Source organism: Aliiglaciecola sp. M165 (assembly GCF_007197995.1).
Taxonomy (GTDB): domain Bacteria; phylum Pseudomonadota; class Gammaproteobacteria; order Enterobacterales; family Alteromonadaceae; genus Aliiglaciecola.
Genome location: NZ_VKKH01000004.1, coordinates 202,428 through 219,174 on the forward strand (window position 1 = coordinate 202,428; position 16,747 = coordinate 219,174).

Annotated in this window: 12 protein-coding genes; 5 read left to right on the forward strand and 7 right to left on the reverse strand. The window is 43.4% G+C overall.

Annotation, left to right across the window (positions count from 1 at the left end; translation table 11 throughout):
- Positions 1-87: 87 nt before the first annotated feature.
- On the forward strand, positions 88-1,329 hold the full coding sequence (locus tag FM019_RS08265; RefSeq protein WP_143835451.1) for a multifunctional CCA addition/repair protein: 1,242 nt from the start codon (positions 88-90) through the stop codon (positions 1,327-1,329).
- An 82-nt stretch (positions 1,330-1,411) separates the two neighbouring features.
- Positions 1,412-2,629 (forward strand): ATP-dependent RNA helicase SrmB, encoded by a 1,218-nt coding sequence (gene srmB / locus FM019_RS08270; protein WP_143835452.1) that lies wholly within the window; start codon positions 1,412-1,414, stop codon positions 2,627-2,629.
- 16 nt (positions 2,630-2,645) lie between these two features.
- Here srmB and FM019_RS08275 read toward each other — a convergent pair whose 3' ends face one another.
- Positions 2,646-3,809, reverse strand: a complete 1,164-nt coding sequence (locus tag FM019_RS08275) for a pyridoxal phosphate-dependent aminotransferase (protein WP_143835453.1) — start codon at positions 3,807-3,809, stop codon at positions 2,646-2,648.
- A gap of 131 nt (positions 3,810-3,940) precedes the next feature.
- Complete coding sequence (locus tag FM019_RS08280; protein ID WP_143835454.1) at positions 3,941-5,200, reverse strand: serine hydrolase domain-containing protein; 1,260 nt, start codon at positions 5,198-5,200, stop codon at positions 3,941-3,943.
- Between the two features lie 313 nt (positions 5,201-5,513).
- Here FM019_RS08280 and FM019_RS08285 point away from each other — a divergent pair, with 313 nt between their 5' ends.
- Together FM019_RS08285 and FM019_RS08290 are read left to right on the forward strand one after the other, a co-directional pair.
- On the forward strand, positions 5,514-7,496 hold the full coding sequence (locus FM019_RS08285) for a putative bifunctional diguanylate cyclase/phosphodiesterase (protein WP_143835455.1): 1,983 nt from the start codon (positions 5,514-5,516) through the stop codon (positions 7,494-7,496).
- 85 nt (positions 7,497-7,581) lie between these two features.
- The gene (locus tag FM019_RS08290) at positions 7,582-8,157 is read left to right on the forward strand and encodes a thymidine kinase (protein WP_143835456.1); all 576 of its coding nucleotides are present in this window, start codon (positions 7,582-7,584) and stop codon (positions 8,155-8,157) included.
- A gap of 227 nt (positions 8,158-8,384) precedes the next feature.
- Here the strand turns inward: FM019_RS08290 and FM019_RS08295 are convergent, their stop codons facing one another.
- Entirely contained in the window at positions 8,385-8,927 is a 543-nt protein-coding gene (locus FM019_RS08295) for an FISUMP domain-containing protein (RefSeq protein WP_185969226.1), read from the reverse strand.
- A gap of 187 nt (positions 8,928-9,114) precedes the next feature.
- On the opposite strand from FM019_RS08295, the gene FM019_RS08300 reads away from it, so the two are divergent.
- Entirely contained in the window at positions 9,115-10,032 is a 918-nt protein-coding gene (locus FM019_RS08300) for a GNAT family N-acetyltransferase (protein ID WP_143835458.1), read from the forward strand.
- A 470-nt stretch (positions 10,033-10,502) separates the two neighbouring features.
- Here the strand turns inward: FM019_RS08300 and FM019_RS08305 are convergent, their stop codons facing one another.
- The 4 genes from FM019_RS08305 to FM019_RS08320 form a co-directional block, all read right to left on the reverse strand.
- Complete coding sequence (locus FM019_RS08305; RefSeq protein WP_260681571.1) at positions 10,503-11,774, reverse strand: APC family permease; 1,272 nt, start codon at positions 11,772-11,774, stop codon at positions 10,503-10,505.
- A gap of 331 nt (positions 11,775-12,105) precedes the next feature.
- Positions 12,106-13,464: a PEP-CTERM-box response regulator transcription factor gene (gene prsR / locus FM019_RS08310; RefSeq protein WP_143835459.1), complete on the reverse strand. Its 1,359-nt coding sequence runs from the start codon at positions 13,462-13,464 to the stop codon at positions 12,106-12,108.
- Positions 13,465-13,493: 29 nt separating this feature from the next.
- Positions 13,494-15,518, reverse strand: coding sequence for an XrtA/PEP-CTERM system histidine kinase PrsK (prsK, locus tag FM019_RS08315; RefSeq protein ID WP_143835460.1), 2,025 nt, complete (start codon positions 15,516-15,518; stop codon positions 13,494-13,496).
- 52 nt (positions 15,519-15,570) lie between these two features.
- The gene (locus FM019_RS08320) at positions 15,571-16,695 is read right to left on the reverse strand and encodes a beta-ketoacyl-ACP synthase III (RefSeq protein ID WP_143835461.1); all 1,125 of its coding nucleotides are present in this window, start codon (positions 16,693-16,695) and stop codon (positions 15,571-15,573) included.
- Between the last annotated feature and the right edge of the window lie 52 nt (positions 16,696-16,747).

The window sequence follows — 16,747 nt, forward strand, 5'->3', positions numbered from 1 at the left end:
GTAACACTTATTGCATTGATGTCAAAGACTGCATTTGCAGGGGTTTTCAGGCATAATAATATGGCAGTTGAGGAGTAAAGAAATCGAATGAATATCTATCTTGTTGGGGGGGCAGTGCGCGACCAATTATTAGGCCTGACAGTCAGTGATAAAGACTGGGTGGTCGTTGGCGCAACTGAGCAAGCCATGTTGGACAGAGGTTATATCCAAGTTGGAAATGATTTCCCGGTATTTTTGCACCCCAAAACAAAAGAAGAATATGCCTTAGCTCGCACCGAAAGAAAAAACGGTAAAGGTTATACCGGATTTGAAGTCGACAGCAGTCAAACCATAACACTTGAACAAGATCTGTTGCGCAGAGATCTAACGATTAATGCTATGGCAATGGATGAAGAAGCACAGCTTATTGACCCCTACAATGGTCAAAAAGATCTGAAAAACAAAATATTACGCCATATTTCCCCTGCTTTTAGTGAAGATCCATTGCGGGTTCTGCGTGTTGCGCGATTTGCCGCCCGCTATCATCATCTAGGATTCCAGGTAGCAGAAGAAACTATGGAGCTTATGTCGTTGATGGTTAGGGATGGCGAACTAGACCATTTGATTGCTGAGCGGGTGTGGAAAGAAACCTCACGGGCGCTGCTAGAACCTGCTCCTCAAGTTTTTTTTGAATTGCTCAGGGAATGTGGTGCGCTTCGGGTATGGTTCCCAGAATTAAACAAACTTTGGGGTATCCCTAACCCTGCCAAGTGGCACCCTGAAATCGATACGGGGGTCCACACAATGATGGTTTTGCAACAAGCTGCAATGTTGTCTGACGATCTGTCAATTCGTTATGCTGCACTTGTGCATGACTTTGGAAAAGGGCTGACTAATCCAGCACTGTGGCCTTCTCATCGTGGTCATGAAAAACTGGGAATCGAACCCATCAATGCATTGAGTGCAAGATTAAAGGTTCCCAATCATTGCAATGACCTTGCGGTGCTTATGAGTGAATTCCACAGTCACGTACATCGCGCCTTCGAGCTTAAGCCGTCGACAATTTTAAACATGCTCAACAGATGTGATGCTTGGCGCAAACCGCAGCGATACCAAGATATGTTAACCACCTGTAAAGCGGATGCACGTGGAAGAACTGGCTTTGAACATATCGCTTATGAACAGGCAGATTATTTACTTGAAACCCTTGATGTGGCGCAACGAGTAGACGTACAAGAGATTGTATCTGATGGATTTAAGGGCAAAGACATCAAGATAAAATTGGACGAAAAACGCACCCAAGCTATCGCTGAGCTAAAGCGCAATACGCCGGTGCCTGAAGCAAACTAACAAATTAAGTGCCTTCGGTGGCAATAGTCATCTATAATTGCGCCGATTCCACACAACCCCTTAATCATGAACGCGAGAGACTATGTTTGAACAATTAGATCTGGATGACAAATTATGCAGTGCCGTGGCCCAAATGGGTTATACATCACCCACCAGCATACAGTCTCTTGTCATTCCTCCCGCTATGGAAGGCAAAGATATTCTCGCTAGTGCGCCCACGGGCACGGGTAAAACCGCCGCGTTTTTACTGCCAGTTTGTCAATTTTTGCTCGATTTTCCTCGACAACAGCCCGGTGCTTGTCGCGTTCTGATCCTCACACCGACACGAGAATTGGCCGTACAGGTATACGAGCAGGCAGTGCAAATCACCCAATATACAAATTTAGTTTGTGGGGTGATCACAGGTGGTATCAACTATGGAACAGATAGAGATACTCTCGCGCAAAACCTAGATATTCTCGTCGCTACACCAGGCCGATTGTTTGAACACATAGAAAAAGAAAGTTTTGATTGCCGAGAAATCGAAAGTCTCATTTTGGACGAAGCTGATCGCATGTTAGACATGGGGTTTAGTGCCATTGTTAATCAAATCGCTGCCGAAGCAAGATGGCGCAAACAAAGTATGCTGTTTTCTGCCACGTTGGAAGGTGCTGGGATTGCCCGTTTTGCCAAAGACTTATTAAACGAGCCGGTGCTATTAGAAGCCAACCCTAGCCGTAAAGAACACGCCAAAATATTACAGTGGTTACATTTAGCTGATGACATACATCACAAATATGCGTTGTTAAAACACATATTAGAACATCAAGTCACTTCTGCTGTGGTTTTTGTTAAAACTCGAGACCGCCTCAATCAGCTTAAACAGATGCTAGAGCGCGATGGGTTTACCGTTTGTTGGTTGCAAGGCGAAATGCCTCAAGACAAACGTAACGCTGCCTTGGCAAACTTTAAAGCCGGCGAAATTAAAATTTTACTCGCTACAGACGTCGCGGCTCGCGGTATCGACGTGGAAAACATCAGCCATGTGATCAACTATGATATGCCGCGCACTGCAGATATTTACGTTCATCGAATTGGCCGCACAGGAAGAGCTGGCAAAAAGGGGACGGCTATTTCTATCGCAGAAGCTCACGATATGGGGATTGTCGCAAAAATTGAGCGTTACACGAATCAGCGCTTAAAACGCCGGGTGATAGACGAGCTTAGACCAAAGAACAAAGAAGCTAAGCCGCCGATGAAGAAGAAAAAGCCCAAAGGTGAAAAGAAAAAAGTGAAAAAGCCTAAGAAGAATAAACGCTAGGCTAGAGCGTGTTTTCCTAAACCCAGCCCCTATCCCTAAAAGCCTTCAACGCCTGAGTGAATTCCTGCATTTCTTCTGGCGTCCCAACGGATATTCGATTCCAACCGTGTTCTTTTGTCATCCGTCTGCCAACACGGATGTTATTTTGTTTCATTCGTTCGCTGTAGGTAGCCAAGTCGCTGTTAATCCTATGCAAAACAAAGTTTGTATTGCTAGGAACAAAAGGCAAATGCAGTTTTGAGAGTGTATCGGTAAGGATTGTTTTGGCTTGTTGGTTTGATGCTAAGCTGTGCTGATAAAAAGCGTCATCCTTGAGGGAGGCACTGGCAGCTGCTACGCCTGCCGCTGAGAGATTAAAGGTAGTCGCAAATTTCTCAATTTTTTTAGCGGTAGCCGGCGCAGCGATCCCATATCCGACACGCATACCTGCCATGCCATAGATTTTTGAAAACGTACGTGTGAGCACCAGGTTTTCTTTACCCGATTTAATCAGAGGTAATACGCTGGCGTAATTAGGATTGAGCTGCGCATATTCGAAGTAAGCTTCATCGATCAAAAACAGATGATTATCAGGCGCGTTTAAGACCCACTCATGTAAAGCCGATTGATCAACAATAGTGCCCGTTGGATTATTTGGGTTACATATGTTGATCAGCAAAGGACCCTTAATTTTTCTGGCCTGCTTCTTGAGTTGAGCTATGTCAGTGACAAATCCCTCACCCACATCAACTCGCTGAACTGCCATACCTTGAGCTTGGCTGCGTCGCTTTACATCGCCGAAGGTTGGATTTGGTTCTAACACTGAGGCTTTGTTGTGCGCCGCATAGGTCACCACAGCACCAATAACTTCGGTAGACCCATTTCCTAATAAAACCTGCTCTGATTTGACACCATGTTGGGCTGCTAGCTCTGACCTGAGAATATTGACCCCCTTGTCAGCATATCTGTTCCCCATAAGCTCAACAGCGTTCTTTGCTGCTTTGAGAGCATTGGCTGACATACCCAGTGAGTTTTCATTGAAGTGAAGCAATAGCTCAGATTTTCCCTGTCGAGACGCCAGAAAAGAACTTGATTGAGCAAAAGATGCCGGAATTAACAGTCCAGCACCGGCTAACACCATGCCTTGCGAGACAGTCTTTAAAAACATTCTGCGAGAAGCGGTCGATAGTCGTTGAGCCATAGCGGTTCCTTGCAACCAAATTGTGCTAACAGCCTAAATTAAAACGCTTTCGAACGCTAATTTTCTAGCGACCGCCAAAATCGTACAAGAATGCCCACTTAATTGGGCATTCACTACTCATGGTGGGTTAGCTAGTCCACAAGTGATTGATAGACCAAGTTTCTAAAGTCGTCATGATAACGATGAAACCCAATGGGAATAAACTGCGCCATAGATATCATGACCAGATTTTCTTTTGGATCAATTCTAAAGTAGGTAGACGCTGCGCCCCCCCAACCATAATTCCCTTTTGAGCTCATAAACCTTGATTGGCCTGGATCTACTGTCACTGACATAGCAAGACCATAACCTTCCCCTGTTGACTCTGCATTAAAAGGAATAAGGTTATCTGGGAGGTGATTACTGCGCATATATTCAACGGTTTTACGTCCCAGGACCCGTACGCCATTGTACTCGCCACCGTTTAACAACATTTGCGCAAATTTAAGATAATCGGTCATGGTCGAAGTCAAGCCGCCACCGCCATTGTGAACAGCAGGATCACTCATGTAGTCACCTAAAGGCTCATTTTCCATAACGATTGTTTGGCCTTTGTCGCCAACCGTATAGATTTGTGAAAAACGATCAAGATTTTCCGCAGAAACGCTGAATCCGGTGTCATTCATCGCAAGTGGAGTGAAAATATGTTTCTGCATATATTCACCCAATTTCATACCAGAGATGCGCTCAACTAAAAAGCCGATGATGTCGGTATTCACACCATAATGCCAAGCAGTTCCAGGTTGGTGATTTAAAGGCAATTTGGCAATGGAACGTAGCGCTTCAGCGGAATCTTTTGCCGGTCCTTCGGCTATCAGGGCTTGATAAAGCTTGTCCACTTCACTATTGCTAAATCCGTAGCTAAAACCGGCGGTATGGGTAAATAAGTCGATAATGCGGATCGGAAATTTTGCATCTTCAACTACCATATCGTCCCCGGAGCCACTCACATAAACCTTGAGATCTTTCAATTCAGGTAAATATTTGTCGATAGGATCCTGCATATGAAACTTGCCCTGCTCCCACAACGTTAGCGCTGCCACAGCAGTTACAGGTTTAGTCATTGAATAGATTCGGAAAATGGTATTTTCACTTAGCGGCACCTTGTTTTCCCGATCTTGCATGCCCTGAGTTGCCCAGTGCACTACTTGGCCGTTTCTAGCAACCAAAGTCATTACGCCAGCCAACTTCTCGTCATCAATATATTGCTGCATTACCGGAGCAATACGAGCAAGCCTTTGTTCAGAAAACCCTTGATTTGATTGTTGGGCAGCAAAGTCTAAATCGACAGATGAAGTGGCCTGACACGCGAATAGCGTCAAAGCCAAGATTAGGGCAAAAGTGTGTTTCATTAGCGCTTCCGTTTATTTTTGTTAATCACAGTCTAGCTAGCTAATCGTCACAGGCAAGGTCGCAGTGTATGATAAATCTGAATAGCCAAATATAAATAATCACAATAGTGGATTTAACTGGTTATTCAGCACCTTGGCTGAGATTATTGATGAATCAGTTTTACCTATCAGATTTTTTACCTGTTTGCTAAAAGTGTATTATAATCGTCCTTCAGCACTTCGCATTTAGTGCTTTTTCTCTGGGCTGCCAAGAGTTTGAATTATTAATACTACAAAAATTATCGAAGATAATCTGCGCGATAAAGCCAGCGTCATGTATAAAAACGTCATTCCCGGAATGCTTGGCAGTATCGTGGCGGCTGCAGTGTTAGTATTTGGGTTTGCCGAGCCAACCACACACAGTCTAAAAGTTCTTTGGTTCAGTGCAATTTGCGTGCTTATGGTAGTAAGAATTGTCGACGGCTTATATTGGTATTACCGTCTTAAAGATACCAATTTTGAAGGCAGAGCTGCGATCACTCGTTTTATCACCGGTGCTGTAGCAACCGCGTTGTTATGGAGTGTATTTGCGGTAGGATTTTTTGACACTATGTCAGAAACTGAGTTTGCCGTAACCATGGCTATTTTATGTAGCATCGCCGCAGGTTCAAACAGTGTATTGTCTGGCCACAAACAAACAGCGATTTTATTTGTTTTGCTTATGCTGGTACCTATCTCATCAATGGCCGTCATAGCGGGGACCCAAATTCATTTTTATTTGGGAATTTTAGGTTTGATGTTTAGTGTTGCGCTAAGTATGTCAGGGGTCAAGACAGCTAGACTAACCAGCGAAACCGTTGCTTTGCGCAATGAGAATAAGCAATTAGTCGACAAAATGCATAGTGAAATCGCACAAGTAGACGATGTTCACAAACAACTTTCAGATGCCTACGAGCGTCTAAACGAAGCAAATTCCTCGCTTGAAAAAGAAGTAGAGAGGCGAACAGAGGAAATCCGTGAACTGTCCAACCTCGACCCATTGACACAACTCTATAATCGTTCAGCATTCATTGCACAACTGAAAGCGACAGTTGATGCAAGCGTAGAAAGGGGCCACTCGATCGCCTTGCTTTTTATTGATTTGAATGGATTTAAAAAGATAAATGATACTTTGGGTCATCAGGTGGGTGATGCCGTGTTAGTTGAAATAGCCAACCGTTTAGGTGCCTTCGCGAATGATTACCAAGCGGGTCGATGGGGTGGTGATGAATTTTTAATGTTACTGCCCTATGCCGATAGCGACACCGCTATGTCTGTCGCCAACGCACTGCAGGCTAGAATTTCTCAACCGTTGGATGTGATGTCGAATCAACTGCACCTTGATGCCACTATTGGTATCGCAATGCTACCAGAGCATACAGCCGATGAACTCGAACTGATCCAACTAGCCGACTTCGCCATGTTTGAACAGAAAAAGTTGCAACTAAGCACACCTCGCATGTTTACCCATGATCTGTTCCAAAGTCTAAAGAATGTCGAAGCGTTACGAGATGGACTTCAGGAAGCTATTAATAAAAAGCAACTCTACCTGTGTTACCAGCCGATTATATGCTGTAAATCAAAAGAACCCTGGTCATTTGAAGCCTTGCTACGTTGGAACTTTGACAACACATTAATCCGTCCTGATATCTTTATTCCATTAGCTGAACAATCGGGATTTATTCACGATATTGGCGCTTGGGTGCTTAATAGAGCTTGTATCGATGCAAGTCAATGGCAACATAGTCCAGATGCATCGGTATCGGTTAACGTATCGATCATTCAATTAATGGATGAAGATTTCATTAAAATTCTCGATAAAGCACTCGAAACCAGTAAATTACCCCCGGAAAGACTGCATCTTGAAATTACTGAATCCATGTTTGCTGACAATAAACAGCGTGTCAGGGACCAACTTGACGCCATCAAGTCCCGTAAGGTTCAGGTTTCCATTGATGATTTTGGCACCGGTTACTCCTCTTTGAGCCAGCTGCAAATGTTGAATTTTGACGTGATTAAAATTGACCGTTCATTTGTTCAAAATATGCAATCTGGCGGTGAAGCGATTATCAGAGCAACCTTATTTATCGCCAACGAATTTGGTAGCCAAACTGTTGCTGAAGGTATTGAATCAGAGCACGAGGCGATCAAGTTGTCTGAAATGGGCGTGGATTTCCTTCAAGGATTTATGTTTGCCAAACCTATGACCAATGATGATTTGCGTCTGTGGGTGGAAAAACAGGAAACCGCGCACCTAACCACAAACTCCGCATTTTAAAAAATCCTGATTAACTTCCAATATCCGAATTGAAAGTTTACCGCGCCACGGGCACAATACTGCGTTTCGAATTTGAGAAGCTCCTATGGCCCAGCTTTATTTCTATTACTCTGCTATGAATGCAGGTAAGTCGACCTCGTTGTTGCAATCAGCCTATAATTATCAAGAAAGAGGGATGCGTGCTGAGATCTTTACAGCGGCTTTGGATGACCGTTATGGTCAGGGCAAGGTCTCTTCGAGAATCGGTTTGCATGCAACAGCCAACTTGTTTAGTGCTCAAAGCAATATGTTTGAGGACATCAAACAACTTTCCGAACAAGGCAAGATTGATTGCGTGTTTATTGATGAATCTCAGTTTTTATCGAAAGAACAGGTCAAACAACTAACTCAAGTTGTGGATTCACTGCGCATTCCGGTGCTGGCTTATGGGTTGCGTACCGACTTTTTGGGCGAAACCTTTGAAGGCAGCCATTACTTACTCGCCTGGGCAGACAAAATGATAGAGCTAAAAACTGTCTGTCACTGCGGTCGCAAAGCAAATTTTGTGGTGCGGCGCGACGACAAAGGCGTTGCGGTTAAAGAAGGGGCGCAAGTACAGGTGGGCGGAAATGATTCCTACGAATCTATGTGTCGTAAACACTTTACAGAACTAGTTTGGTAAAAGCCTCTTTTCTAATAGAGATCCCCGCTTCGTGGTGCACGCAAAATAAGCCGTTAGGGAACTTTTAAGTAGTAAGGTACATTAAGTGTATTGGTGAGATTAGCCTACGGAATGTTTCGGTCTAAATAACGAGTGACTTTATCGCAAGGACAATACCAGCTAGTGCAATTTTAGAGTATGTCAAAATCCAAATGGAATTAATTCCCTTTTAAAGCTGCTTAGGAGTTCTAACGGACGCAGCGTACTGAAAATCCATATTCAAGGTGTTGCGAAGCCTGGCGTATATCCTCTGAATTGAGCTCCAGTATGAAAGTCCATCCAAATTCCTTGTCTTCCATATCCTTAGACCAAAAAATTGCTACTTTAGTAAACTTATTGGGATGTTCGCCATTATTACCGTATCCCGCAGGGAGAGCAGAGAATCCGCTTGTATCCTTGTTTACCTCTACCCCCCAGGCATTTTTTGCTTTGTAGTTACCCGCATTTGACTGCAACTCACCCTCGAACAGCTCTAGCCAGTCAAAATTTCCTGGAAGGCGCCAGCCAAGGGGGCAGGCTTGTGTGGCGCTGTTGAAATCATAAAGTAATCCATACTTCTCCGTTTTATCCTGTTGTTGATTTGGGGGATAGATGTTTAGTTGCCTGCCTTCTGATGACTTTGTGACTCGAAGGTTTGATGCCATCCATTCCAGGTTGCCAATTTCGATGGTTTGGTATTGATTACCATCTATATCTGTTACCTGACTATAAGCATCGACTGTCAACAACATAGAAAGACTTAGGAGGAGAAGTTTATTCGAGAGCATGCGGATTACTTTCTGCAACAGAGAATATAAAGCGATACTGACACCTTTCACTCGTCAGTGAAACTCTCTTAATCTTGTTTTTTGGTGTATTTGACTTAACGGTTGTTTTCTTGAGACTGGGCAGGAATCATGCGAATAGGGTTACTGCAAAATGTATCTGAACGAAACGCCTGATGAAATTTCACGTCCCCTCAAACTAATTTGGACAGTCGAAAATATTCAGTTACAGTCATACAATTCCAAGATAACGGTCAATAAATCTATTATGGAATCAATTTTTCACAAAGGTCAAAAATACACTCTACACATTGGTTTTAGGGATGACGACTCGCTTCGAATCCCCTTTAATCGACTAACCAAGAGAGTATATGGATTCGATTTTGAGAATTGGCACCAGCACGGATACTGGGGTGAGAAATACATCCCATATGCATTGATGCAAGGCGATGAGATGGTATCCAATGTATCGATAAGCATTATTGATTTTCTGGTTGATGAAAAAAAGCGCACATTTATTCAAATTGGCTCCGTCATGACCAATCCGGACAAAAGACATCAAGGGTTAAACAAGCTTCTGCTTGAAAAAGTGCTGCAAGATTGGCGTGATAATTGCGATTTAATCTACCTATTTGCAAATAATACCGTTCTCGATTTCTATCCAAAATTTGGTTTTAGACAAATAGACCAGTGGCAATACGCTAGACAAATTATTGCTAAAGGCAACAATCATAACGTCACTAAACTTGATATGTCATTGCCTGAAAACAAGCAACTCCTGCACGATAAAATCAATTGCTCGATTCCTGTATCTAAACTTTCTATGATCCAGAATGCTTCACTTGTTCTGTTTTACTACACCGTTTTTTTGGCACAAAACGTTTATCAGATTGATGAACTTAATGCCTTAGCGATAGCAGACTTTGAAGATGGCGTCATGTATTTACACGATGTTTATTCTCAGAGTGATGTGGCATTAGATGAAGTGGTATCTGCGCTCGCAAACGATGCCGTTAATAATACCAATCCACACAAAGAAGTGGTCAGGCAGCGAGAAAGTAAATGGGCGTAATCAAGGCGCTTGAATGAAGGAAGAGTGGGGCTCTTTTAAGTTCAAGCAACGCTGAGTACGCCCATTTAAATCTCGCCCGAAGGGAATGTCCCAGCGGCTTTTGACCTGCATTGTCGCTATTTGAAAGGGAACCACCCTTCGGGCATAGCGACGCTTTGTTCAAAAACCGCTGGGCGCATTCTGACTGATCACTTCTTTATGTGGATTGGTATACGGTAGTGCTAGGCTTTACCCCGCTTGATAGCGGTGCATTTGACATACATAAACTGATTCCTGACGATGTTCTATTTGTACTCGACGACAAACACGGAATTTTTGAGAACAACAAACTCATGTTCCCCGTGATGTCTCATGCCTGATTGTATAGGCAGCTTGAATCGCTCTGTAACGCTTAACCTTACAAATCAGATAATTCCTTACATCGGACCTGATTTTTCTATTCCCACTTGAATTGAGGCTCAGTGTTGATACTAATCTGAGCGGTTACTTCTTCGAGCAATAAAGAACAAGAATGTGCCAACCAACACGAAGCCACCGAGGGTCTGCCATTGCGTCACATTAGTCTGTGTCGTTAACCAGATGCTAAGTAACAGCGCAATGGGCGCTGCAATCAAAATAGTTGGGTTAAATGCCGGATAGCCAGCGCGTTGACGAAGAGTCGGCAGCGCAATGATCGATAAGATATAAGCGAGCAATCGAGCCAGTGTGCTTACAGCTGCTAGCGCTAGGAAATCGTCCCATAACGAAAACAAGATCGCTCCAATCCCAAAAAAAATAATGGAGTTAGCAGGTGTGCCCCAACGCGATACCTTACCGAACCAGGCAGGTAACAGTGCATCATCCGCAAGTGCCGGTGGCATTCGGCTCGCCGAAGTATGGCCTGCTGTGAGGTTAGCCAATACACTCACAACAATAGTCGCAGCGACCAGCAACGCGCCAATATCGCCGCCATACTCACCAGCTAACGACGTCAATGGAGCCTCGGGCCCTGTTCCCGCTATTACACTGTGACTGTATGCCCATTGCAGTCCAAAATAAATCAGCGTGACGACTGCGAGGCCAATCATCAACGCGCGCGGCATAGCGAATCTGGGATCTTTTGTTTCACCCGCCGGAATGGTTGCATTCTCAAAGCCTACAAAGGCATAAAGGGCGGCTAAAGCAATACCTTCAACAGCACTAAATTGCGGTAGCACCACTTCACCATCGTTTGAGGCTGCACCAATGCCAATGACCATCAAAATCAACAAGGGCAAAAGCTTAAATAGAGTCATAGTACCTAGTACGGCGACGACTCTCTTTATGCCGATAACGTTAATAATAGTAAGTCCACCCAATACACAGATGATCAGTGCAATTTTTGCCGTTCCCTCGCCAACAGCCGGCCAAAGAGCTGCCGCATAAGCGACCATCACCAGTACATTGGCGCCTTGGCTGATCAGTCGTGCGGCAAAGAATGTCCAGCCAACGACAAACCCCGGATAGGCACCGAACGCATCGCCTACGTAACGCTGTGGTCCGCCCGAGCGATCGGTGAGTTTGGTGAGCTCGGCGAAGCAAAGTACGATAGTCATGACCAATACCCCACCTAAGAGTAACAACCAGGGTGCAAAAGTGCCGACGGCAGCATGAAGCGCTTCGGGGAGTCCAAAAATGCCTGCGCCAATCAGACCATTCACCACAATGAAAAAGACACCGAGCATTCCCATGTCACGACGATACTTTGAGATAGTGTTCTTCAAACAGCCCCTCCAGGATATATTAATATAATAATCAGCAACTTAGTTGCATTGTAGGTGAAAGTAATGTGACTTGATAACGTTAAAACGCAGAAAGCTGAAATTTACCAATAGCATCTAAACCTCAGCTACCATAAAACAAATGGCGCACAATCAACTAAAGGTCTTTTTAATCTTATGTACTACTAACAATATGTTTGACGAATCTCAGTTTTAATCTAATGAGCAGGAAAACAGTTTACAAAACTAGTTGAGTAAATATCCTGGTCTTCAAAAGATCCCTACTTTGTGCTTTTTGAGAAGTCTGCAGGGATCTGCTATTCAACAAGACGAACTAAGCCCCAGTTTTAATATCGTCCAAATGATATTTATCGATCAACGAGTACAATGTTGGTCTGGTGACTCCCAGTAACTCCGCAGTGCGAGACATATTTTTGTCTGACTGGAAATAAGCACGCCTAATGGCCTTACTTTCCGCTTGCTCACGCACTTCACGCAAATTCAAGCTTTCACTTTCTTCGCCGTTCTCACGATAAACTAAACCCAAATCATCGGCTTGAATGGTACTACCTTCCGCGAGAATAACCGCCGATTTTAATTTGTTTTGAAGCTCGCGAATGTTGCCATTCCATTTGTGTTGCAGCATGGCTTTAACTGCGCCATCACTCAAACCTTTAACTTTAGTGCCAAACTCTTCGTTGTATTGATTGAGGAAGGTTTTGGCCAACAAAATAACATCGTTTTCACGATCTCTTAGAGGCGGAATGCTGATAATAATTTCACCGACCCGGTAAAACAAATCTTCACGAAATGTCTGTTCGGAGACCATATCCTGAAGATTCCTATGTGTCGCACAAATGACTCGAATATCGACGGGAATTTCACTGCGTCCGCCAACGCGCTCTATTATACGCTCCTGCAAAAATCGTAACATTTTTGCCTGCAAACCCAGCGGCATATCACCAATTTCATCTAAAAATACAGTGCCTCCTTGGGCCGTCTCTATTTTTCCTAACGTCGTTTTATTTGCCCCCGTGAAAGCGCCTTTTTCATAACCAAAAAGTTCACTTTCCAACAGATTTTCAGGGATCGATGCACAGTTGATGGCCACAAAAGGCTTGTCTTTACGCAAACTGTGATCATGAATACTGCGGGCGAAAACTTCTTTACCTGTACCACTTTCACCAAGTAATAAAGTACTGATGTCAGTTTGTGCGATTTTTTCTGCTTTGCGGCTGACCTGTTGAATGCTTTCGCTGTTTCCAATGATTTTACTCATTGAAGAAGAGGTTTTTGCTAGTTGCCTGTTTTCTTGCTCGAGATCATATAAATTCGCCGCTCGATTGATGAGTATTTGAATGGTGTCTGAATCGATTGGTTTTTGATAAAAGTCATAAGCACCAAGTGAAATGGCTTTTAACGCATTTTCCTTGTCGTTATTGCCTGTCACCACAATCACTTTTGTTTGTGGCGCTAATGCCAGTATTTCTTCCAGAGCCGCTAATCCTTCAGATGCATTGGCGGGATCGGGGGGAAGTCCAAGGTCTAACGTAATCACCTTAGGCTCATAACGTCGAAGTTGATTGATTGCAGATTGTCTGTCCTCTGCAAACACTACCTCATAGTCACTCAAACTCCATTTGAGCTGTTTTTGTATCCCCAAATCATCATCAACAACTAATATTCTGTCCACTTAATCCTGGCTCCACTTCTTTGTAATTATTATTCTGTCGGAAAACTCAACGTAAATACTGAGCCTTTATTTTGCTCACTTTCAACTTTAACGCTACCGCCAATTTTCTCTACAAAGTTCTTTGCGTCATAGGCACCTATACCCATCCCGGCATTTCCTTTTGTCGTGTCAAAAGGTTTGAATAAGCGGTTTTCGATGAAATCTTTACTCATTCCCTCACCTGAATCGGTAATGATAACCAACAAGAAACGATGATCGACGGACAAATCAACGGTAATAATTACCTCACCATCGTCTGGCGTAGCTTGCTGTGCATTACTGATCAGGTGATACATAACATTACAGAATTTTTCTTCATCTATCACCAGTTGTTTTTCCTGCACAACATTTAATTTTGGTATAGGGAGGTTGCCAGAACACTTTTGATGAATAACGTCATGCAAACGCTCGGAGACGTCGCATAACTTGTGGTGACTTTTTTGCTGTTCATTTTTATCCGTCAGCTGCCTAAGCATTTTATCCATTCGTGCTTTGGTGTGTTCAAGGGTTTCAAAGGTGTCAGCAATAAATTCTGGATTATCTTTGTGCTGCTCTGCATTCGCAAGGATAAGGTCAATCTGAGCAAGCACGTTTTTTAGATCGTGCAAGACAAAGGCAGACATTCTATTGAATGCCGCAAACTGCGCGTTCTCAGCAACCTCTTTACCCGCTTCATTGTGAAAAACATAACTAGACACCTGTGCCGTCACTGCAGACAAATAGTCTCGCAATTCCCAATTTAATTTTCTCGACTCTTGTTGGTTGTTGAGTAAAGCCAGCCCCCACAGAGATCCTGACTTATAAATCGGTAATACAATTTGGAATGAGCATTCGTTTAATAAAGCATGGTTAAGTTTTAGCCCTTCGTAAACGAAGGGCTTGTAACGCAACTCTTCGATATCAATGATCCACTCTTTGTTTTCACAGTATTGACATAACTCCTGAACCAACTGCCATTCTTTGTCAGTCAATTCTTGTTGATGAATTGACGCTTTTACGTTGAGCAATTGACCTTCTTTTTTAAGCAACATTCCTTCTTCATATTCGATAGCCTGCATTAACCCATTCAACGCGTTTTGGTATACGGCACTGATGTCAGACTCGTTTGAAGGTAATGCTTCGGTCAACTTCAACCATTCAATTCGATAATCGAACTGGTTTGCAAAGAAGTGTTTGGTGATGAATACACGAATTTTCACCCGCAAACTATTGGATAAAAACAGTGTCATGAGCAAGGCAGTCGAAAGCGCAATAAGCACAATCTGAATTGTGCCCCCCCACTCGCCACCAATATATTTGACGAAATAGCCGGCTAATGCCATTAAAAACAAATAGCCCCCTGCCACCATCAACAACGAGCTATGTAAGACGATTTCACGGGAGATAAAAATATCAACCCCCCAATGTTTGATTCGGCGTATCGCCAAAACCAACAACGGCAACAGCGCTGTATAGATATATCCACGAGCGGCGATGTAATTCACTTCAATACTGCCGACCATCGCAGCATTAGCAAAGGTAACAAACTCAAATAAATTTGTTGCACCCAGGTATAGAATCAAAGGTTTGTAGGCCCACTTATGCTCTCCAGCTTGACGATAAATCAACTCAAGCATGACCAATACTTGCAAGGCAATAACGGTTTGGATAACGAAGCTCCAGGACACAGGCATAACGACCGTGTATGACAATGCGATCGATGCAACAGGTATTGCGATCATTATCAATGAAAACGGGCTGGCAAGAACTTGCTTCAAGCTTCTGAAGTCGTTTTTTATACACGAAAGCAAAAATACCAACCAAATCAATTGCTTAAATGTATCAAATACCAACAAATTGTGCAGATTAATGGCTCCGAACAACATATTGATATGAAACAGTGACCAACACGCAGTGCCTGCAGTAGCTAGTATTAACAAATACTTTGCTAATCCAGATTTACGCACAGTAAATAGCAGTAACAACAGTAAGCTGTAGCTCACTGCACTCAATGCAAAACCGAGATCAGCAATCATGGCAGTAACACGTTAATATTTTCAACAACTAAAACACCTTTCTCATTAACCACTAGCGTTTTTGCACGACCATACTACCAATTGAATAGCCTGCACCAAACGAGCAAATCAGTCCATAGTCACCAGATTGTAAGTCTCGATGATGCAAATTAAACGCAATGATGGAACCAGCAGATGCTGTATTAGCATAACGATCTAGCACGATAGGTGCCTCTTCAGTGCTTGGTTGTCGACCAAGCAATTTTTTAGTAATTAAGGTGTTCATGTTGATATTGGCCTGATGTAACCACCAACGCTTAACATTCTCTGGGGTCAGGTCGTGACGAAGTAAATGTGCGGCAATATGCTCGGCAGCCATAGGGCAAACTTCCTTGAACACCTTACGTCCTGCTTGATGGAACAATTTGTCCTCAGTATATGGGGATGACTCATAAGCATGGCTCATGTAGCCAAAATTGGATCGAATGTTGTTCGAAAAATCGGTAACGGCTTTAGTACTTAGAATATCAAATTGATGTTCACTGGTTGCAGTTTCCCGATCTTCAATGACCATTGCCGTGGCGACATCGCCAAAAATAAAGTGACTATCTCTATCTTTATAATTTATCTGTGGAGATACCAACTCAGGATTAATTACCAACACACATTTAGCGGTTTGCGCCGCAATCATCTCATAAGCTCTGTGTACGCCAAATGTTGCTGCTGAACAGGCGACCAGCATATCGAATGCGAACCCTTTGATCCCCAGTTCACCCTGAACTTCTATCGCAATTGCTGGATAGGAACGTTGCGTGTAAGCACATGAAACTATCACAGCATCAACATCTGCTGGGGTTTTATTCGCTGCTTTAAGTGCTTTATGCGCCGCTTCAATCGCAATTTCTGCCTGATGAGAAAGTTCATCGTCAGCACGTTCCGCAATTCTTGGGCGCATTCTATCGACATCGAGCACACCGTCTTTTTCGTAAATATAACGGCTTTGTATCCCAGATGCTTTTTCAACAAACTCAGCACTCGAAAAAGGTTTTGCTTCAATTTCACCGTTTTCAATCTCGATTTTGTACTCTTGATTGAATTTTTCTGCAAAGGCGTTGTAGCTATCCACCAGTTCTTCGTTTGATATGCTGTGTGGAGGCGTCCATAGGCCTGACCCACTTATTACGACTTGCTTTGTCATTTATTAGAATCCGATATTTTTAACAACTATTAACCGCATAAGCTTAGCGGTT

What these genes read in the sequence shown, in the direction of transcription:
- FM019_RS08265 (WP_143835451.1), top strand. Translation starts at nt 88, where the DNA reads ATGAATATCTATCTTGTTGGGGGGGCAGTGCGCGACCAATTATTAGGC.
- srmB (WP_143835452.1), top strand. Translation starts at nt 1,412, where the DNA reads ATGTTTGAACAATTAGATCTGGATGACAAATTATGCAGTGCCGTGGCC.
- FM019_RS08275 (WP_143835453.1), bottom strand. Translation starts at nt 3,809, where the DNA reads ATGGCTCAACGACTATCGACCGCTTCTCGCAGAATGTTTTTAAAGACT.
- FM019_RS08280 (WP_143835454.1), bottom strand. Translation starts at nt 5,200, where the DNA reads ATGAAACACACTTTTGCCCTAATCTTGGCTTTGACGCTATTCGCGTGT.
- FM019_RS08285 (WP_143835455.1), top strand. Translation starts at nt 5,514, where the DNA reads ATGTATAAAAACGTCATTCCCGGAATGCTTGGCAGTATCGTGGCGGCT.
- FM019_RS08290 (WP_143835456.1), top strand. Translation starts at nt 7,582, where the DNA reads ATGGCCCAGCTTTATTTCTATTACTCTGCTATGAATGCAGGTAAGTCG.
- FM019_RS08295 (WP_185969226.1), bottom strand. Translation starts at nt 8,927, where the DNA reads ATGTTGTTGACAGTCGATGCTTATAGTCAGGTAACAGATATAGATGGT.
- FM019_RS08300 (WP_143835458.1), top strand. Translation starts at nt 9,115, where the DNA reads ATGTATCTGAACGAAACGCCTGATGAAATTTCACGTCCCCTCAAACTA.
- prsK (WP_143835460.1), bottom strand. Translation starts at nt 15,518, where the DNA reads ATGATTGCTGATCTCGGTTTTGCATTGAGTGCAGTGAGCTACAGCTTA.
- FM019_RS08320 (WP_143835461.1), bottom strand. Translation starts at nt 16,695, where the DNA reads ATGACAAAGCAAGTCGTAATAAGTGGGTCAGGCCTATGGACGCCTCCA.